The organism is Thalassotalea sp. G20_0 (assembly GCF_017744175.1).
In the GTDB taxonomy this organism is placed as follows: Bacteria; Pseudomonadota; Gammaproteobacteria; order Pseudomonadales; family Endozoicomonadaceae; genus Endozoicomonas.
On sequence record NZ_JAGHQV010000007.1, the window covers coordinates 118985 to 139966 of the forward strand.

Annotated in this window: 14 protein-coding genes; 9 read left to right on the forward strand and 5 right to left on the reverse strand. The window is 50.1% G+C overall.

Annotated elements, in window-relative coordinates; translation table 11 throughout:
* Nucleotide 1 precedes the first annotated feature (1 nt).
* The 3 genes from J7438_RS06275 (at nucleotide 2) to J7438_RS06285 (ending at nucleotide 5168) form a co-directional block, all read left to right on the forward strand.
* Nucleotides 2-1639 (forward strand): ABC transporter permease, encoded by a 1638-nt coding sequence (locus tag J7438_RS06275; protein WP_209275855.1) that lies wholly within the window; start codon nucleotides 2-4, stop codon nucleotides 1637-1639.
* The gene (locus tag J7438_RS06280) at nucleotides 1636-2835 is read left to right on the forward strand and encodes an ABC transporter ATP-binding protein (protein ID WP_209275856.1); all 1200 of its coding nucleotides are present in this window, start codon (nucleotides 1636-1638) and stop codon (nucleotides 2833-2835) included. The genes J7438_RS06275 and J7438_RS06280 overlap by 4 nt, the downstream gene beginning before the upstream one ends.
* A gap of 320 nt (nucleotides 2836-3155) precedes the next feature.
* Nucleotides 3156-5168, forward strand: coding sequence for an F-box/WD repeat-containing protein (locus J7438_RS06285; protein ID WP_209275857.1), 2013 nt, complete (start codon nucleotides 3156-3158; stop codon nucleotides 5166-5168).
* Between the two features lie 143 nt (nucleotides 5169-5311).
* On the opposite strand, the gene J7438_RS06290 is transcribed toward J7438_RS06285, so the two are convergent.
* The 4 genes from J7438_RS06290 to J7438_RS06305 are packed head-to-tail and all read right to left on the reverse strand — an operon-like array spanning nucleotide 5312 to nucleotide 11386.
* The gene (locus J7438_RS06290; protein WP_209275858.1) at nucleotides 5312-6649 is read right to left on the reverse strand and encodes a lysine N(6)-hydroxylase/L-ornithine N(5)-oxygenase family protein; all 1338 of its coding nucleotides are present in this window, start codon (nucleotides 6647-6649) and stop codon (nucleotides 5312-5314) included.
* Entirely contained in the window at nucleotides 6646-8457 is a 1812-nt protein-coding gene (locus J7438_RS06295) for an IucA/IucC family protein (protein WP_209275859.1), read from the reverse strand. Before J7438_RS06295 ends, J7438_RS06290 begins: the two co-directional genes overlap by 4 nt.
* On the reverse strand, nucleotides 8454-9482 hold the full coding sequence (locus tag J7438_RS06300; RefSeq protein ID WP_209275860.1) for a GNAT family N-acetyltransferase: 1029 nt from the start codon (nucleotides 9480-9482) through the stop codon (nucleotides 8454-8456). The genes J7438_RS06295 and J7438_RS06300 overlap by 4 nt, the downstream gene beginning before the upstream one ends.
* 29 nt (nucleotides 9483-9511) lie before the next feature.
* Entirely contained in the window at nucleotides 9512-11386 is a 1875-nt protein-coding gene (locus J7438_RS06305) for an IucA/IucC family protein (protein WP_209275861.1), read from the reverse strand.
* Between the two features lie 298 nt (nucleotides 11387-11684).
* On the opposite strand from J7438_RS06305, the gene J7438_RS06310 reads away from it, so the two are divergent.
* The 6 genes from J7438_RS06310 to J7438_RS06335 all read left to right on the forward strand — a co-directional run bounded on the left by J7438_RS06310 (nucleotide 11685) and on the right by J7438_RS06335 (nucleotide 19508).
* Nucleotides 11685-12938, forward strand: coding sequence for an MFS transporter (locus J7438_RS06310; RefSeq protein WP_209275862.1), 1254 nt, complete (start codon nucleotides 11685-11687; stop codon nucleotides 12936-12938).
* Nucleotides 12920-13312, forward strand: a complete 393-nt coding sequence (locus J7438_RS06315; protein WP_209200280.1) for a hypothetical protein — start codon at nucleotides 12920-12922, stop codon at nucleotides 13310-13312. The genes J7438_RS06310 and J7438_RS06315 overlap by 19 nt, the downstream gene beginning before the upstream one ends.
* 117 nt (nucleotides 13313-13429) lie before the next feature.
* A complete protein-coding gene (locus J7438_RS06320; protein WP_209275863.1) occupies nucleotides 13430-14272 on the forward strand; it encodes an ABC transporter ATP-binding protein in 843 nt (280 codons plus the stop codon).
* On the forward strand, nucleotides 14273-15193 hold the full coding sequence (locus J7438_RS06325) for an iron-siderophore ABC transporter substrate-binding protein (protein ID WP_209275864.1): 921 nt from the start codon (nucleotides 14273-14275) through the stop codon (nucleotides 15191-15193). It begins immediately after the preceding gene.
* The gene (locus J7438_RS06330; RefSeq protein ID WP_209275865.1) at nucleotides 15190-17208 is read left to right on the forward strand and encodes an iron ABC transporter permease; all 2019 of its coding nucleotides are present in this window, start codon (nucleotides 15190-15192) and stop codon (nucleotides 17206-17208) included. The genes J7438_RS06325 and J7438_RS06330 overlap by 4 nt, the downstream gene beginning before the upstream one ends.
* A gap of 98 nt (nucleotides 17209-17306) precedes the next feature.
* Nucleotides 17307-19508: a TonB-dependent receptor gene (locus J7438_RS06335; protein ID WP_209275866.1), complete on the forward strand. Its 2202-nt coding sequence runs from the start codon at nucleotides 17307-17309 to the stop codon at nucleotides 19506-19508.
* Nucleotides 19509-19594: 86 nt separating this feature from the next.
* Here the strand turns inward: J7438_RS06335 and J7438_RS06340 are convergent, their stop codons facing one another.
* Nucleotides 19595-20917: an F-box/WD repeat-containing protein gene (locus tag J7438_RS06340; RefSeq protein ID WP_209275867.1), complete on the reverse strand. Its 1323-nt coding sequence runs from the start codon at nucleotides 20915-20917 to the stop codon at nucleotides 19595-19597.
* Nucleotides 20918-20982 lie beyond the last annotated feature (65 nt).

Consider the following 20982-nt stretch of genomic DNA (forward strand, 5'->3'; position numbering starts at 1 on the left):
CATGAATCACAACTTACCAACCTACTGGAGGGCTGGCAGCTGGCTGCTGGCCCTTTTACTTTTTTCCCCTGTTATCGCCCTGGTTCTGGAGGCTCTCGCCCCTGCCGGTGAGTTATTTGATCATCTTTGGGATACCGTCCTGACCACCTACATCGTGAACAGTGTTCTTCTGATTCTCGGGGTAGGGGGACTTGGGGCTGTTCTGGCGATCCCTGCCGCCTGGGTGATGGCCAATGCCCGGATTCCGGCAAGAGATCAGCTCCAGTGGTTACTGGTATTACCACTGGCCATGCCATCCTACGTTATTGCCTATATCTATACCGACCTGCTGGAATTTGCCGGACCAGTGCAGCGTTTTCTCAGAGCGCTCACGGGTTGGACGTCAGCAGCAGACTATTCCTTCCCGGAAATACGCAGCCTGGGCGGTGCCATTATTGTGCTTGCCCTGGTGCTTTATCCCTATCTGTATCTGCTGGCAAGAACCGCGTTTCTTGAGCAATCGAAAAGCCAGACCCTGGCCAGCCGACTGTTAGGTTGCTCGCCACTGCACAGCTTTTTCCGGGTAACCCTGCCCATGGCCCGTCCCGCCATCATTACCGGTCTGGCGCTTATGGGCATGGAAGCCCTGGGTGATTTTGCCACGGTAAGCTATTTTTCCGTGCCCACATTAACCACGGCGGTATACGACACCTGGCTTGGTTATGGCAGCCTGAATGCGGCGGCAAAAATCTCGGCCATGATGTTGCTGGTGGTCATGTTGTTGATCAGCATGGAAAAATACAGCCGTCGTAAACAGAAGCTCTACCAGAAAAATACCGGACAGGAGCAGCGGGAGTTGATCGAGCTTTCCGGCTGGTCAAAATGGCTGGCTATCGGCTGGTGCTGGGTGCTGGTCATTCTCGGCTTTTTGTTGCCATCACTGGTGCTGGTGGAGTACCTGATTGCCTATTTCGATGAGTCATGGAGCAGTGCGCTGTTTGAATACGGTATCAACAGCCTGGTGGTTTCCGGTTCCGCAGCTGCAATTGCCTGCTTTATAGCCTTGTTCCTTGGTGTTTATCAGCGTTTACAGCGCACGAGCTTTTCCCGTATCCCTGCTCGCCTGGCCTCCACCGGTTATGCCCTGCCGGGCAATGTTCTGGCCATTGGAGTACTGATCCCTCTGACGCTCTCGGATAATTTGCTCAACGAACTGCTGATTCACTGGCACCAGTCACCGATTGGGCTTATTTTCAGCGGCTCTGCCATTACCCTGGTGTTTGCCTACGTGGTGCGTTTCTCCGCCGTTGCTGTTGGCAGCGTTGAGTCCAGTCTTGGGCGAGTGTCTCCTTCACTGGATATGGCCAGCCGAACCCTGGGGTGTAGCCCCCAGGAAATGGTCAAGCGTGTGCATCTGCCGTTAATTCGTAAAGGCATGCTGGCTGGGCTGCTGCTGGTCTTTATTGAGGGTATGAAAGAGCTGCCTGCCACTCTGCTACTGCGGCCCTTTAATTTTGAAACACTGGCCACCCGGGTCTTCCAATACGTCTCTGATGAGCAGCTGGAATATGCGGCACCTGCCGCATTGGTGCTGGTTCTGGTAGGATTGGTTCCCCTTATTATGCTTAATCGCTCTCTGGAAAGGCAGGAACAGCAATGAGTGCCCTGAACATCACTGAACTTGCCTGTGCTTATGATCGGTCTGCCAGAAAAAGCAGCGCCACTGCCGATCATCTGGTCCTGTCCGGGGTAAACCTGGCCATTGAGGATGGTGAAATTGTTTGCCTTCTGGGTCGCAGTGGCTGTGGTAAGTCGACCTTATTAAAAGCGATCGCCGGTTTGATTCAACCGGTATCCGGCACCATTGAGCTGCATGGCAGGGAAGTCAGCTCTGCTGCCAGAGTAATGCCGCCAGAGCAGAGGGGCATCGGCATGATCTTTCAGGATTATGCCCTGTTTCCCCACCTGACGGTGTTTGACAACATCAGTTTTGGACTTAACAGTTTTGGACTTAAGGGAGCCTTCGGCCAGAACCAAAAGACCTCCGAACAGGTCAGGCAACGGGTTCAGGATATGCTGCAGCTGGTGAACCTTTATGGTCTTGACCAGCGCTATCCACATGAACTGTCCGGAGGGCAGCAACAACGGGTGGCCATCGCCAGGGCACTGGCCAACGAGCCTTCCATTCTGTTGCTGGATGAGCCGTTTTCCAATATCGACAGCCAGGTCCGTCAGCATCTGGTCAGGGAAATACGGGATATCCTGAAGCAACAAAAAGTCGCCGGACTGTTTGTGACCCACAGCCGTGAAGAAGGTTTTGCTTTTGCGGATACCATTGCCGTCATGGGGCAGGGCAGAATCATGCAGCAGGGGACGGCCTTCGATATCTATCACAACCCTGACAACCGTTTTATTGCTGACTTTATGGGGGCTGGAAATGTTTTGCCGGCCACCATTGAAGATGAGTTTCATGTAAGCACCCCATTAGGCGTTGTGGCATCCACCCAACCGCTCTCTGTGGAAAAAGCAGGAACAAGTCTTGAGTTGTTTATCCGGCCACAGATGGTTGCCCTCTCGGCTGTGGTTAAATCTGAAGGCTCACTGTCTCAGGCTTCTATCGATACTTTTCCACAGGCCACCATTACCCGGCAGCAGTTTATGGGCAAAAGTATACGCAGCGAGATTCATCTGGAGGGTTGCCAGGGGAGTTATCAGCTGGTGGCAGAGCATGCAAATCCGGTAGCCGGAAATGCCAACGTTCAACTGAACATTATTCCCCATGATCTGGTGTTGTTTGATGCTGATGGCCTGAACGCACGCCAAAAAGAAGAACCACACCATGACGCCCAGACATAGCCGATGTCAGGCTAAGGGTTTCGAAAATAAGTAGTTGGCCAAATGGAATCGTATATTTCTGGCTAAGTGGACAGTTACTATGCAAGGCGCAACGTAGGAAGCATAGCCGTAGCTATGTGACCGGAGTTGCAACGCCGCAGAGTGACTGTCCACTTAGTCAGAAAAATATGATTTCATTTGGTTAACTACTTACGATGGGTATTGCGTTATTGTGTTGGTGAAAACGGGGTTTAAAGTCCTGAGAATTATTTCAGATATGACATCTCTGGACTAACCTCTTAATCAGATTTTTCCGTAGTGATCTGATGAGAGGGTTTATCATGCAATTGCCTACTGCACAGGAAAAACCTGATGAACCTTGTCTGAGTGAAACGAATCCGGTTATTCCTGAACAATCAGCTCATTTCCACAGGTGGAGTATTACCTGGCTACCGGTGGAATTATTGTTGAAAATTACCGGTTATTTACCGCTTAAGGACGCGTGTAATCTGGCACTTGTTTCCAGAAGAATGCACACGGTCCTGAATGAGTATGGATTATTTGAAGTTGTTCAGTACTACGGGAATCTGAGTAAGAATGAACAGATGTTTTACCGGGACCTGAGTATTACCAATCAACCACTGATTCATCATCTGCGGACATCAACAATACAAGTCATTGCCGGACAATCGCATTGTACTGACAATTTGCCGGCAATCTGTGCATATCACGCTGATCATTTACGCAATGAAACCATTAATGCCATCTCCCTTAAATTTGTGCTGCAAAACTCGTTTGGCAGGGAGGATAACATTAGTAAATACTATCTCAATGAGAATCACAGTCGGCTGCTCATTAATGATAGTCACAGCTCTCAGTGTTCTATCTGGACGGCGGGAAGTGATGGTTGCTGGAGCAGGGAATTCACCATTAAAGCTCGCAGTTTCTTCGAATGCTTTAACAGCATTGATCGATACCATGGCAATACTGTTTTTATACCTGTTGATCCTCCCCCCTCTGATAGACCTGCTTTTAAAACCTATGGTGCTAAAGACGATTTACTGTCGATTATTCAGCGGGATGGGAAAGGCTTATGGACTGAAACAAAGCGAATGACCGTTGCTGAGCTTTTTCCCGATCCTTATGGTGTAAAAAGTCTTAATTTTGGCTCTTTATCTTTTAAGGTTTCACCCGATGGGAAATCTCTGATTTATTCTGAATCTTACCGGATGAGCCTGATTTTAGGCCAGCAATTGAATGGTCAATGGAAAAACAACGGTGTTTGCATCGGACGTCGCAGTATTTTCAGCCCGGACAGTAATCATATTGCCATAAATTGTGGAGGATATATCCATTTCTATGGAAAAAGAAAGGATGGCCGCTGGTTAGCCAACGGGAAACTGGAATTTAGCATGCCTACCATGGCTCTGACAGAAGCGAGAAAAAGAGTAGAGAATTATTGTTGTTTTGACACCATTCAATTCAGTCCGGACAGTCAGTATTTTGCTGCATGCTTCAATGATGCCGGGGAAGATTCCGACGACATGGATATAAATGTAGAGGATTTTTTCGTGGTTGTTTTTAGTCTTGGTGATAACGGTCGATGGTCTGAAGCGATAAGAATCACCAAACATCAGCCGCAACCCGTTCATATTATATCACTGGAAGTAACCTTCAGTCCCGATAGTCGGTATCTGGTTGTTCATAGCGAAGATAATTTTGATATCTGGCATTTAACGGATAACAACGGTTGGGTAGCGGAAATAAAAGATCATGACTATTTCCAGAAGTCCGGGAGGGTTTTGCCTGATTCAATGGTGACATTCAATGTGGACTCCTCGGTATTTGTGCTGTTTCAGGAGGGATCTGCAATGGTCTGGCAATTGGACGGGGCCGGAATCTGGCACTGCCAGCACATGTTTACTTATATGTGTGACATGAGAGGTAGTCGCAGGTATGAAAACTCCAATGTTCCCACTGCCCAGAAGCTCAGCCCGGACGGACACTCGATTATTTGTACTGATGATCGGGGGAGGCTGGATATCCAGGTGCAAAAGAAATACGGTGAATGGGTCCGGCAAACCCCGGACTCTAATTTACGACTCTGTGAACCGGATTTTAATCACGGTGGGTCCCTTTTTGCCGGCCTTGATGTTAACGACAAATCTTACCTGGTTGTACTGGGCATAACCCCTAAGGGTGTCTGGCAGGAAAAGGGCCGCCTGCAAGCGGAGGGTTGCATTGACAGCTTCAAATTCAGTCCTTGCGGTCACTCCATACAGGTCAGCTCTATGGATGGCGACCGGAAAATCCTGTCTTTTTGGCGGATCGAGCGGGAGGTTGACCAAGAATAGCCACCGTATGTAATGTAGCAGCAGCTGCCCGATAGAGCAGTCCATTCTCAGACAGCCTCTTACATCAGATTGCATGCCTTTCTTTAATCTGAATTTAAAGGACTATTCCACCAACCTTATAGATAGAGGTTGGTGAAAAAAAACTACCCATTTTCTCCTTTGCTATTGGGCAGAAAATCCGTATTACTCTGCCAGTGGATAAAACCGGGGGGGTGATTGACCGGAAATACATCGTCGTTCATCAAGTCATTAATGATGGTTGCTGAGCGCCAGGCCGTGAGGCTTAACTGCGGCTCAACAATACCATGACTGTGCAAACCGGCATTCACCGCATAAATCCGTCGGTCTTCCGGGCCATCCCAGGCCACTTTAAAACTTGGGGATAGCTTGAATCGATTTTGCTGATCCAGCGTTAACCGTTCCCGAATCGGTTCCAGATACTCAGGCAGTGTATTCTGGAAACCAGTGCATAGAATAACCACGTCAGCGGCCAGTCTTTCATCACATTCTGACAATGCATTGAATAAACGCAGATCATAATAGCCTGTGGACGTTAAGGACATATCCGCTAACGTTCGATCCGGCAGCAATTGCCAGCTTACATCATCATTGTCCAGATAGGTTTGGTCATAAAGCTCCCGGTAGAGTTCCAGCAGATAGGCCGGGGTAATCCCATCACTGGCCAGCTTTTGATAATTGACGATGCGCTCTTTTTTATCACCGGGCAGTGACAGAAACTGGCCGACATAGCCCGGGGTGAAATACTCATTGGTAAAGGGGCTTTCATCCAGAGGTTCAAAACCCGCTCGCCGGGATACCCAGTTCACCTGGGCAACCTTTCCCCATTGGCCTCGCAGACAGTTCAGGAAGACTTCGGCCCCGGTCTGTCCGCCACCAATAACCGCCACCCGTTTATTGGATAAATCTATATCCCGAGTCATCAGGCTACCGGCATGGAAGCAGTGCGGGCCGAGCCATCGCCGGGTACACTCAGGGGTATGGGGTGATTTACCGGTGCCCAGACAGAGATTTCTGGCTTTAAAGGATTGATGGTCAGACTTCAGCACAAAGTGATGATCAGTAAAGCTGACTTCCCGAATTTCAGTATCAAACGTTACCGAACTCAGGTTATTTGCCACCCAGCTCAGGTATTCAACAAACTCTGTACGGCTGATGACCATTTTTTCAGTCGACAGAAATGAATAAAAACGGCCTTTATTGACCAGAAATGAAATAAACGACCACGGGCTTGTAGGCTGAACAGCGGTAACCAGGTCTTTCAGGCAGGAAGTTTGCATATGAGCCCCCGGAAGCATTAAACCCGGATGCCAGCCAAAGGTTGCTTTTTTGTCAAAAAACCGGGTTGAAATGGCAGGCTGACTATCGAGCAGGGCGGCCAGGCTCAAATTGAATGGCCCGGCACCCAGTCCGGCCAGTTCCAGAATATCGGTTTCGCAATCCGTGATTTTTTGCAATCTCATGGCACTTCCCTGAATGTTGTTGCTAATGGGTTGTTAAGCGGTGTACCCAGTTCCGGCAGTGGACGTTCACTGGCGTCACCATAACCTTGTTTGAATCGGACTCTGTTCAGGCAAACACGGGCCATTTCCGGTTGGAACAGGTCAAAGATTTTAAATCGCCCGTTAAGTTCCGGGTGTGCTTTCATATACAACTGCAGTTGCTTACCAAGGAGTCCGTAAAAGTCCACCTCCGAAAACCCTTTTTCCGCCAGGCAAGCAGAAATAAAACGCAGAACGCTGACAAAGTGCCCCGTCTGCAGGTCATGGATAAGGTATTCAGCGGGCAGTCTCGCAGTTACTGAGCGGGCATAGTCACTCAGGCTTTCAAGCTCAGGAAAGTCCTGATCAACAAGACGCAAGTCACCCTGAAAATCTTTAAGAGCAACACGCACAGGCTGATGATGCTCAAGAACCACCGTGACATTCTGACCATGGGCCACAAGGCCAACACCGTATTTACAGAGCAAATGGTAGAGTGGGATGACCACCGAATCGAAGAGCCGGGTCAACCATTGCCTGGCAGACAGCCCTGAACGTCGTATGTACTCATGGATTAGCGGCTCATTGAAACCATCGCGCTGAAACAGGGTGGAGATCAGGACAGCACGTTCAGATGCCTTGATTTTGTCGTGTACACTCTGTCGCCAGATGCAGCCCAGCATCTCATGATAACGATAGGGGGCATCCTCAATCCGGGTAAATATCGGGTTGGGGTAGAAGGCTCCCGCGGGCTCTTCGAGGACGATGACTCCCCAGTCTGCCAGCGTTGGGTCACTATCCACAATATTGGCCAGCCACCTGGATATCATCGGCCCGGCCTTGATGTATTGACCGGGAATACCCCGATAGCAGGAGGTGTTTAAAATCGAGAGCGGCAACTTGATATTCAACTGTTTGGGTCTCTGCCGGTTTGACAGCGTACGCAGAGACTGTTGCGGCAACATGGGATCACCAAAAGCCCCCAGATGAACGATACGACCCGCAGCAATCTCACCAGCAAATAAATTCACCAGCTTGTTTTGCCATTGCCATGGGTGAACCGGCAGCAGGAAATACGCGTCTGCTGTTAAATTCATTCCATGAAAGACGCCTAAAAGCCTGGCCTGAGCCTCTGTATCAAGCACAGCAGACAATAATGCCTGCTCAGAAAGGTCGTCTATTTTGGATAGCTGACAATGCTCTCGGCTGACGGCCAGCCATTCCAGTTGAATATCCGGCAGAAATTCGGTGGCATACGCCTCATAGTCATTGAACCCCCAACCGATACGGCCTTTGCTGACGGTCACTTTCGGGTGACCATCCAGATAACATTGGAGCTCATCATCGGTCAGGTCAATCAGCTCAGCGGCGGTTTTTTGATGGTAGTTCTGCTGTACCCTGACTTCGGCCATCAGGGTGTTGGCCAGCTCTTCCAGAAAGTTTGCCAATATTACTGACGTAAGATGAAGTTCCGTCCGGGCATCAATAAAGAACTGACTGACATCGGAAAATGACCAGCGCTGACCATCAGGGCCGGTGCGAATAATGGAGGCCGGGTCAATGATCAATTGATCCCAGATGGTTCGCCAGGCGGCGAACTGATAGCTGGTGCCACTTTGCAGCTCCAGGGTGAAATCACCGTTATCAAGCTCCAGTGGCGAAATCGCTTCTTCCCAGCTCAGTTCACTGAGACTTTTGGCCAGCAATCGTTGATTAGCTTGTGACCAGAAAGAGGAGGGTTTGGTCTTCAGTGGACTCTTCAGTAGACATTGTGTGACCGCCTGATTCATAGCTGTACCTCCCTGAAAAACGTACGTCGATAACCGTTTACCAGGGCTGCCCGTTTATGGGGGAAATCAAACGTTTTAACAAACGACCAGCCGGCAGGTGCCAGCAATTTCAATAAACGCCGATTGTCAGCCCTTGGCTCGCCAACCAATCGGCCGGTTCTCGGATCATCCAGATAGAGGAAGTGGGTTATGGATTTGGTCCAGCTGTTGGAAAACCGTTTTCCCAGGAAGTCCGGGTTTCCCACCAGAAGATGAAAACCTCGGTCCCATGGCTGGCAGTCATAATAGGGAGCTATGCGATCTTCCATCGCCCAGTAAAGCTCAAAGTAACCAAAAGGTTCACCGTTAATGCTGCCGACCAGGGGCCAGGATTTTCTGTCTTTGAGCAGCGTTTGCAGGTAGTTGCGCAGCTCTTCCCTGCTCTTTGCCAGTTCCCAGAACTCAGCAACTCGCGGCTGATTCATCCACTGATGGAAAATGGCCAGGTCTTCCTCTGGATCAATGGAACGGAACGAGATAGTGAGATCATTTTGATAATCATAACGCTGATAAACGACACCAGAAGGTTGTAATGGTCGCAGCGGATGGGAAATGCCATTGCTGTTTTCCGTCCAGATTTCCGGCGTCAGAACGTTGCTGTTCTGCCAATGCCAGAGCGTTCGATTCTGATAAAAGCCGGTTCTGACGTTAATGCTCTCCCCGGAAGTCTGATCGATATCATGTAGCCATGACTCTGGCTCCAGCCGTTCAGATATCAGGGGGGACAAGTGAATTTGTTCCAGCATTGGATGGTTTGCATACAGATAATCCAGGCCTGCCGCCATAAGATGAGCGGGAATCCTGTCCTGCTGGTCGGAGCTATTGGCAGGAGAAATAACCAGCCTGTCGGTGCCAGAGATGCTCAAATGCAGCGAAGTGGTAGCATCATTGATCAACAGTGTGTTGGCGCTGAGAGGCTTCAGTGTTATCTCCGGATTAAGAATACCCGGAAGCGTTTTTCCCGAAAGTGTAATTATTGTTGTCATTGCTGTCCCTGTTTACGGATTTTTGGCGATTAAGGTAGAAGTTCGTCCTGTGACAACCCCAAGAGCGGGTTAGATAGCGGGTGATACACTGCCAGAGGATTCTCCAGGGTGTTCTCATTCATATCGCAGTAAGAGCAATAAAAGTTGCCCTTTGACCAGAGCTCAGGGCTATTGAGAATGTAGTCCAGACAACGGGGGTCTCTGGGATCAGACGCTCTGAGTTTCACCAGAAATTCCCTTAGAACAATCAGCAGTGAAGGCTCGGAGGTGACTTGTCCGGCCCCAAGAGCACTGATGACACCAAAGGTGGAATTGATGATCAGATAATAGGTAAACAGCCAGTTGCCCAGCTCACCATCCACATGATGCTCCTGTTGTCTGGTTTCTTCTGAGATCGTCTCCGCAAGAAGCTCACGGGCTATATGGCTGTAGCCCGTTCCCTGACAATCACGGAAATAGACTTTCCGGGGATAACCCTGTTTCAGGGTGATCAACAGGTTCTGCTGATGGGCACCAAATAAAAGGCCAAAGTCTGACTGGCCAATCATCAGCGGTTCTACGACGGTTGACAGGTATTGGTTAAACCAGCGAAGAGCTATCCTTTCTGGCGAAAGCTGCTCTTTGTCAGCCAGTTTCCGGATAAGTGTAACCAGCCTTGATTCACCGCTGGGATTATCCTGGGTCAGGCTGGCCAGTAACTCGGTTCCCTTCAATGATTGAGGGTTATTGAATGGATTTTCCCGGAGAACCATCATGGTCTCTGGCAATATCTGCCCATCCGGCCCCCTGATAGCCCCATGGGCAGGCTCGGTGATCACCTCAAAGTCCGGGTAGCGCTGCTTCATTTCCGTGCCAATGGACCTATGATATTTCACCTGATGGATCTCTTTGCCGCGAATCACCTCTTTAGGCAACAGATGACGTACGGAGTTGGTCAGTTTTACGCTGAGTGAATACTTCAACATAAAAGACGCGTGGCTGGCATGTAGGGAACGTACAGATGATGTTGCTCTCCAGTCACTGCCCTTTAATCCATAATCAACCAGTTTCTTTTCCTGAATCAACTGACGTATGTAGCTGCTTTTCAGCCACTGTTGGGCCTGCCATGGGTGGGCGGGCAAGAGCGTTTGATGCTCAGGGGTTGCATGGAGTAACGCTGCAGGAAAGCTTTTGTCTTCTTCTGCCAGTTGTCTGGTCAGTTCACTGAACGACAGTGTATGAACACTGTCGTCATCGAGTAGGTCGGAGTCTATGGCAAACCAGTGGAGCTGGAAGCTGCGACCAGACTCCGGCATATATCGGGCGGCATCATCCTGACTGAATTGATCACGACTTTTCGGGCAGGGATGGACAGAGTGCCCTGTCAGCAGTGACTGTTCTGAAGTCGGAAAATCCCCGGGACCGTTAAAAATGTCGTCTAATGATGGCTGACGGGCTCTCAGATTGGTTTCAATATTGTTAACACTGTGATGAATCCGTTGCAGGAAATGTCTCCGGGTCTGTGGATCGCTCTGCCAGAGAATATCCCCGGTTACCAGCAACTGAACAGCCTCCATAAAAGTGACGGGAATAGCCGTTGCTTTTGCCGGGCTTGATAAAATCACTGGCATTAAAAACTGGTGACGCCCGGTAATTGAAAAGTGACTGATAAATACCAATAACGATGAATCATTGACAGGGATATTGATCACACGATCAATATTCTTCCCGGTTGCAGAGATGAATTGTGATCGATAACGCTCTATCGCCTTAAATTCATTGGCTTTATGTAATGTCCAGCCTTGCCATTCCCGCAGGAGCGCATTAAAAAAACAGTTAGCGCTCAGCACTTCAGCCTGGTTTCTGATCATAGCTGCATTACCAAGCCATTGATCATTAACGCCACTGGAGGATGTGCCGGACATTATTTTATCAGCCGAATGTTTTAGTTTTGAGTCTGAGGACATCATTATTATTTCAGTTTTTAAAGGTTCAACGAATTACGCTCTCATCAGCAACGTTTTTGAGAGTTAGTTATTAAAATTTTTAATACGGGTTGGTCATCAATTCTTAACTTATCCAGCAACCCATTTTCTTTTTCAACAGTCTGTTATTTCCATTTTTTAAAATTGAACCCATCCTGGATTGGGTTGCTATCCTATATGATAACAATTATCATTTGCAACAAATTGAATAATAAATGTGCAGTGTTGAGAATTAAACATGCCGGAAAATGCGTTATATCCCGTTTCAACAGACACACATTCCGGGCAACGCTCAGGCCGGAATAACTTTTGTCGTTTGATTGCGGTATTCCTGCTGGGAACTGGCCAGACAACGCTGCTGATCAGTCTGCCAGCCATTCTGGAAGAGACCGGAATTGGCTACGGTGTGCTCAGTGTCATGGTTGCTCTCGGTACCGGACTGTTTATCCTATCGGCCCCCATCTGGGGACGAATATCAGATAACTATGGTCGTATACCTGTAATCATCTCGGGTACTGTCGGCATAGCCCTGAGCTTTTTGATGCTGGCCCTGTCTATTCAGGGAGTTGTGTCTGGCGTGCTGAATCAACAGCAGGCAATTTTCTTGATGTTCTCTGCCCGCATCATCTATGGGCTGCTTGCATCTGGCTTGTATCCGGCGGTTCAGGCATGGGTAATTGACGACAGTGCCCGAGTAAATCGGGCCAGAATGCTCAGCCGCATCACAGCAGGTATTAATGTGGGTCGGCTATCAGGCCCCCTGGTTCCAGCCTTACTTATTGGTTGGGGAAGTGCTTTTCCTCTCGGTGCGGTATCGCTGCTGGCCATGGTTTTCCTCATTATGCTGGTCATTTTACCCGTGGTATCAGTAAGGCATGACAAGGTGTCAGGGGGCCGTAATGGCTATGTGCGCTTATTAATGGCAGAGACCTGGCCATTGCTGCTACTGGCGTGCTCAGTCACAACGCTGTTTGGGTTTCTGCAATACCTGGCCGGTCCCCGACTTCATCTTATTGTTCATGATGGAGTAACCACCACCCGATTACTGTCAATCCTGATGATGCTGGCCGCACTGTCGACCATTATTGCCCATCTGGTCGCTGCCCGGTGGGTTCAGCGAAATCTGGTCATGGCATTGAAGTGTGGGAGTGTGTTGTTGCTGATTGGCACTATGTTCATGGTGACTGGTAAGAACCTGTTCTGGCTGGCCAGCGGAATGACCATCAGCGCCGCTTCGGTTGCTTTATTAACACCAGCTTATACAGCGTTGGCATCTGCTCAGGCCAGCCGTCAGCAGGGTGCGCTTACCGGCATGCTCACTATGATTCATACCATTGGCTATACGCTGGGTGCATTGCTGGCCGGCACGATTAATAGTAATGGCTGGCAGCAGGAGTTGGTCGGGGTGCTGGTTGCCAGCGTATCACTGATGATCACTTTTTTATGGGTTGATCATGAACACGGGAAGTCATTATGTCTGCGATTCAAATGATGGGTTGGCCCATGGTTACCATCCGCTTTAATGCTCCGGCAACGGATCAGGATGCACGGGATTGGTTACATGAGTTATCCGGGCTTCTGGACAGAAAAGAGCCCTTCAGCATGGTAATACATGCACAGCCTAATAGTGAATTTTCACCCGTAGCCCGTAAATTGCTTGGGCTCTGGTTTAAGGAGAAGCGGGAGTTGCTGGGTTTATATTGTACTGGTGTCGCCAGACTGGTTGGCTCGGAACAAGAGGGCGACCGTGTAGTCAGTAAAAACATGCAAAGTGCCATGCCGTTTCCCATGAAGGCGTGCCTGGATTGGAGTGAAGCAAAGGATTGGGCAATGACCCGAATACAGGATAACAAGAAAATCACTTGAACGATCAAATGATAATCAATATCATTCGCAACCATCTCAAAGCAACTGATCAATAAACCAGCAGAAAACGGATCAGCCTGAGACAAACGACACAGTTCATCAAAAAAAGAAAAATGGATGTCTAATCATACACTCCGCCTTAATCAGGCAAGTTACCGTGTTAATGGCAAGCAGGTGATCAAGCCGATCAGCCTTGAGTTGGCTCCCGGCAGAATAACCGCCATTCTCGGCCCCAATGGTTCGGGCAAAAGCACGCTGTTAAAGATGCTTTCCGGTTTGATCACGCCGGATGGCGGAGAAGTGTTGCTTGCAGGAAAACCACTGCTTCAATGGCACAGAAAAGCGCTGGCCCGGAAGCTGGCACTGTTACCTCAGCACTCACCCGTACCTTTGGGAATGTCCGTTTCTGAACTGGTCGCCTGTGGTCGTTACCCTCATGCCGGCCCCTTTGGCCGGATGAAATCCAGTGATCATCAGGCAATCAACACAGCCTTGGCTCGGGTGGACATGGCGGACTTCGCAAAGACACGGGTCGATCACCTGTCCGGTGGAGAAATGCAGCGGGTATGGCTGGCGATGATCCTGGCTCAGGAGACCGGTATCTTATTGCTGGATGAGCCCACCTCATGGCTTGATATTGCCCATCAACTCCAGCTGCTTGATATTGTCCGGACGTTGAACCGTGAGCAAAATACGACAGTCGCCTGGGTTCTTCACGACCTTAATCAGGCGCTGCAGTTCAGTGATGATGTGGTGTTGATGAACCATGGAGATCTGCTGCGAAAGGGCAGGGCGGACCGGGTAATCGACACGGAAGTTATTGCAGATGTATTCGGTGTTAAGACCACCAGAGTTCAGCCGGAAGGCTATGATCACTGTCTGTTTTTGCCATCGGCTAACAGTACGACTGAGCATTTACTACAACCGGTGCTGAGTGTATCAGACAAGGAAGTGGCCTGAATGTCAGTTTCTTTCAATGCCAGGCTACACATTGCTTTTACCTTACTGTTGCTACTCGCCACTGTTCAGTCAGCCGGGGCATCCTCTTTCGATTCAGGTGAAAAAATACCCGATAAAATCGCCGCCCTTAATTGGACCCAGGCGGAAATGTTGCTGACTCTGGGTATTACACCTGCGGGTGTCACGTCAATCAAAGGGTATAAGGAGTGGCAATCCAATAGTCCGGTAATGCCAGACGGGGTTCAGGAGCTGGGCTTAAGATCCGAACCATCACTTGAGGCCATTGCGGCGCTCAAGCCGGATTTAATACTGGGCTACCAATGGCGACACAATCGAATTATTTCAGAGCTGGAAGCCATTGCTCCCACGGTGCTCTTTACCCAGTATCCCACAACAGACACCCCATCAAACTACTACCACAGGATGCAGAGTGTCTTTCGCTCTGTCGCCCGACTGATCGACCGGACGACTCTGGCAGAGCAAAAGCTGCGGGAAATGGAGCTATTAATGGATCAGGCACGACGTCGTATCCAGCAAGCCGGTATGACCGGACAGTCAGTGGTCGTTGGCAAATTTGTGGGAATGGGCCTTGGGCTCAGGGTCTATGCCGATGCGTCCATGGCGGGGGCCATCGTTAATGAGCTGGGTCTGGTGAATAGCTGGCACAGCGCTCTGCCAGGGCGGGACTTTACCCATGTTGACCTGTTAAAGCTGACCACCATCGGGAATGCCAGCCTGCTTATTATCGGTAGTCAGCCTGATGATCTTCCGGCCATGACCCGTTCTCCAGTATGGCAGGCTATCCCGGCGGTCAGGGAAGGGCGGGTTCACTATTTGCCGGCACTGTGGTCCTTCGGAGGACCGCTGTCCGCAAACCGCATGGCAACGGCAATCGTGTCACAACTGGTACCGAAGGCATGATGAGTTACTCCGTCTCCTTTAAAGCAACCACCGTCTTCCTGTCGGTATTTCTGCTGTATGTGGTGGCCGTGGCAATATCATTAATGACCGGCCCATCAGGAATTGACGCCAGTTTGCTGGTTGATATGCCATTTTTTCCATCGTCAGTACCGGGCGGGAGTATCCGCGAGCATCAGCCCCTCAATGCAACCATTGTTACCTGGTTGTTACTGCCCAGAACCCTGATGGCTTTACTCTGTGGTGCAGCCCTTGGCGCGGCCGGAGTACTGATTCAGGGCGCAACCAGGAATCCCTTTGCCAGCCCTGCAACCCTGGGCGTTAATGCCGGGGCCATGGTTGCGATTGTCATGGGATCGGTATTGCTGCCGGACATTACCGGGCAATACCCGGTCGTGGTGGCATTTACCGGTGCAATAATCACCACATTACTGGTCTTCCGTCTGGCCAGTGCCATCAGCCATTCGCCGGTTAACCTGGTACTGGTGGGGATGGCAATCACCCTGTCCTTCGGTGCCATCAGTGCTGGCATGCTGATGTTTTTCGAAAACCGTCTGGATGGGTTGTATACCTGGGGTGCCGGTAATCTCTCCCAGTTCGATTTTCAGGCGGTTCAGCACAGCGGGCCAATAATCCTGCTGTTCACCCTTATCGCGTTATTCTTTGCCCGGCAACTTGACCTGATTGCCCTGGGGACAGAACAGGCTCAAACCCTTGGGGTAAATGTGCGCCATGCCGTTGGTTTTTCTTTGCTGATTGCCGTGATTTTGTCTTCTACCGTCGTCAGTCAGGTGGGGATGATCAGTTTTGTTGGCCTGATCGCACCTCATATTGCCCGGGGCCTGGGCTGTCAGTCGGTATGGTCGCGACTGCTGCTGGCTTCGGTGGTGGGGGCATTGTTGCTGCTCAGCGCTGATATTGCCGCACGATTGATCCCGATAATGGTCTCGGACTCCCATTACAGCTTTCCTGCCGGTGTCATGACCACCATTGTTGGAGCCCCGTTTATGATCTTTCTGCTGACGCGGAGAAACCGGGTCAGTGCACAGGTGACAACACCGGGAGAAACGGGGATCCGTGCGCTTTTCCCTATGAACCCCAACCGCACCCTGGCCGTTCTGTCCGCACTGTGCCTGGTGTTGATGGGACTGAGCCTGTTCAGCCAGATAGAGATGACGTTTATGCACCTGCGCTGGCCCAGGGTCATGAGTGCTGCGTTTGCGGGTGCGGCACTTGGGGTTTCCGGTCTCGTTTTACAAACATTAACCCGAAATCCACTGACCAGCCCGGATGTATCAGGATTAACGACAACCGCTGTTTTATTTATTGTGCTGGGTGCCGTCCTCTACCCGGGAATAGACAGTTTTGGTTTGATGCTGTTAGCCATATTCGGCAGTGGTTTTGCGTTGGCTCTATTGTTGACCCTGAGCCGTCTGACCGGTTTCAATCCACTATTATTTGCCCTGGGCGGCCTGTGCCTTTCGGCGGTTGCCGCCACCCTGATCAGTATGGTGCTGGTTCTGGGCAGCAACCAGTCCAGTGAAGTGCTGATCTGGCTTTCCGGCAGCACCTATGCCGTGACGGATGAACGCACCTATCCCCTGTTTTCAGCCGTTATAATCCTGCTTCCCACTTTGTGGATGATGTGGCGCAGGCTCGATATTCTTCAGCTTGGTGCCTATCTGCCCACACTGCTCGGTATTCGTGTATCCGTCACGATTGCGCTGTTGCTGATAATCGTCGCGTTGCTCAGTGCAGTCAGTGTGGCAGCGGTAGGTGGGGTTTCTTTTGTAGGATTGATGGCTCCCCATATTTGCAGAGTGACCGGTATGTCCAGTCACCGTCATCTTATTCCCGCAGCAGCCATTACCGGGGCATTGTTACTGGTCAGCAGTGACTGGTTATCACGAACCGTTATCGCCCCCTTTGAAATACCCTCAGGCCTTCTGGTTTCCGGTGCCGGTGGTATTTACTTCATCCTTCTGCTGCTCAGCGGAAAATACATCCAGCGTCGTTAACTTAATAAAAGAAGTAAAGAGGCCTGCAGGAAGCAGGCCCTGAATAACTATAAGGACTTAATAAGAATGACAATCATTACTCATGGAAAAGTCGAAAAATGAACAGTAAAAAAATACCTCTGCCACTCATGGCGGCGATTTCTCTGGTTACCGCCGCTCAGGCAACAACGGCTTCAGAGACATCGGTGACTACCCTGGACCAGATAGTGGTTACCGCCTCCCGGTCAGAATCCAGCGTCTCCAATATTTCGGGGACTGTTCAGGTGATCGGCCAGCAGGAGATCATTCAGCAATCCCAGCCAGGACAGAAGCTGGCGGATGTTCTGGAACAGGTGATTCCCGGGTTTGGGCCCAGTACGCAAACGGTGACAGACAGAACCCAGAGCCTCCGTGGCCGGAAAGTGCTGATCCTGATCGATGGTATCTCTCAGGTGGAGAACCGTCAGATCAGTCGTCAACTGAACTCTATCCGGCCAGAAAATATTGAACGCATCGAGGTTATCTCTGGTGCCAGTGCGATTTATGGTGGCGGCGCTACCGGCGGGATTATCAATGTGATTACCCGTAAGCCTGAAACCGATGAGTTGCAGTTTGCTTCGGAAGCAGGGTTCAAGGTATCCGGTGATGAACTGACCACCTGGACACTTAACCAGAATATCAGTGGCCGCTCCGGTGCTTTTGACTACCTGCTCAGTGGCACCTACGAAAGTCGCGGCGGTATTTTTGATGCAGACGGTAACCGGGTTAACCCTGATCCATCCCAGGTCAGCCGCATGGATACCGATAGCAAAGATGCACTGATTAAACTTGGGTATGACCTGACCGACCAGCAGCGACTGGAGGCAACGCTGCAATTCTTTGATGACCAGATGGATTCTGATTATGCACCCGACATTTCATCCTTGCCGACTGGCAATATTGCCGACTCACCCGCAGCCCTGAAAGGACTTGAGCTGGAAAATCAGCCTTACAGTCAGCGGCAGTCTATTGACCTTGTTTATAAAGACGACGACTTCCTGGGCAGTAACCTTCAGGCCCAGACCTACTATCGGGAGCGTGAAGCCCGATTCTTTCCCTATCCCAATGTCATTGGTGCCAATACATTTGTAAACCAATCGACGTCTACCGCTGAAGTTTTTGGAGTAAAACTGAACCTTGACCGTTCGCTGAATAATCAGCTCAGGCTTTCCTACGGTCTTGATTATGATGTGGACGATGGTGAGCAAAGAGGACAGCTGCATGATTTAGCAAACTACATAGCCAGTGGTGGCAGAGTTATTGAGCCCACAGGCCCAGAGTATGAATATGGTCCTGATGTTGAAACCAAAACCCTTGGGCTTTATTTGCAAACCTCCTATGATTTAACCACACAGCTGACGTTGAATGGCGGTATCAGACATGAGCGTGCAAGGCTGGATATCAGTGATCATATGCCTCTTGCTGAAACTTGGTTTATGCCAGAGGCTTCAAGGACTCCACTGGAGGGTGCCGTCAGAAAATACGACGATACGCTGTTTAATCTTGGCCTGGTCTTCCGCCTTAATCAAAGTAATGAGCTGTTCACGAATTACTCACAGGGCTTTGACGTACCCGATGCGTCAAGAATTCTGCGTAATACGGTCTCCCCGGCTAGTCCTCTTGCTGCTAACCCGATACTGAATGGCACCAATGTTTCTGAAGCAAACCTCGATGCCATCAAGACGGATAGTTTCGAGCTTGGATGGCGGGGTAACTTTGACAATATCATTGCCAATGTCTCCGTCTTCTACAATGAATCGGACAAAACCATCGCCTTTAATGCGGATCATAATGTAGACCTGCTGGATCAAAAAAGAAAAGTCTACGGTATTGAGGGCGCTATTGAATATTTCCTGAATGATTACTGGTACGTCGGGGGTACTTACGCCTTTACTGAAGGGCGCAGCTATTACAAGGAAATAGGAGAGTGGCTGGATCTGCAAGCGGCGGATGTCTCACCGGAGAAATTTACAACGTTTGTCGCTTATGATCAGGGAGATCTTAATGTCCGTCTGCAATCCATGACCTTCCTGGATTATGACAAGGGGAAAAAAGTTAACGGCTCTACAGTGACAGACCTTGAAGTTGATGGATACACAACCGTTGACCTTCTGGTTTCCTACGACCTTCCCATGGGCACCCTTAAAGCAGGAATAACCAACCTGTTGAATAAGGACTACGAGACCGTATACAGCCAGTGGGCCAGGACAACCTATAGCGGTATCAGTGCACACAAGGCTGAAGGTCGAGCCTATAACCTGAGCTACCGGGTCGAGTACTGATAAGGCATCAAGAGCCTGTTGACATTTCGTTGCGGGCTCAGTTTGTCAGGTTACTGATATACGACAGCTTTTTTTTACATTATCAATCAACGAATTCTCTTCTTTTTCGTGGGAGGTGAGCAGGAATCCAGCCGCCCACCGGTCTGGGCTGATTTCAACCGGTTGTGTTTTCCATGGGGTGTCACCCTCCGTCGCTTCTTGTCGAGTTTGTTCAGACGCCACACCCTTATGGTCCCGTCAAGAGAACAGGAAGCCAGCCCCCCATCAGGCAATGCTGTGACGGATTTCACACAAGCTGAATGCCCCTTCAGAATTGCCACACATTGCTGATCGTCGGGCTTGCTCAGATCCCACACTCTTACGCTCAGGTCATAAGGACCCGAGCAGGAAGCCAGACGCCCATCAGGCAATTGCGTGACTGATAACACTATGCCGGTATGACCATTCAGCGTCACCACACATTGCTGGCCGTCGGGCTTGCCCAGATCCCACACCTTTACGGTATGGTCATAACAGCAGGAAGCCAGTTGCCCATCGGCCAATACCGTGACGGACTGCACCCAGTTAGTATGCCCGTTCAGCGTCACCACGCGCTGCTGACCGAGATCCCACACCTTTACGGTCTTGTCATTAGAGCAGGAAGCCAGCCGTCCATCAGGCAATACCGTGACTGAGTTCACCCAGTCGCCATGCCCATGCAGCGTCGCCACGCATTGCTGGCTGTCGGGCTTGCCCAGATCCCACACCTTTACGGTTCCATCATTAGAGCAGGAAGCCAGCCGCCCATCGGGCAATAACGTGACTGAGTTCACCCGATAGGTATGCCCATACAGTGTCGCCACACATTGCTGGCCGTCGGGCTTGCTTAGATCCCACACCTTTACAGTCCCGTCATCAGAACAGGAAGCCAGCCGTCCATCAGGCAATAACGTGACTGAGTTCACCCTGTCAGTATGCCCAATTAGCGTCACCACGCATTTGCGCCGACCTGACCTGCCCAGATCCCACAACTTCACGGCTCGGTCATCAGCACAGGAAGCCAGCAAACCATTGGCCAATGCCGTAACTGAGTTCACACTCCTGTTATGCCCTCTCAGAACGGCCACACAGGCTCTCCAGGCTTTGCTTCCCAGATGAGCAAAGTATTGATTGCTGACGAATCGATAATAGGCAAGCCGTAATAAACGGTCATGAATTTTATTGCCAGGAACAGCGGGTACCTTCCTTTTTCTGATTATTTTTCTATAGGCTTCAAAGGCAGAGCCATAATATTGAATGGCTAGTTTTTTCAGTTTTTCTTCTGTGTTGAACAGTGTCATTAAACGCTTATTTGTTAAAGCCAGGCTTCTAACATCAACGAAAGACAAGTCGTTAGAAATTTTAATCAGGAGTTCATTTGGCAATACCATTAAAGACGACACCTGTCCTGGATGAACAACTGAAATCCCCGCAGTCGTTTTTTTTCCTGTCTGAT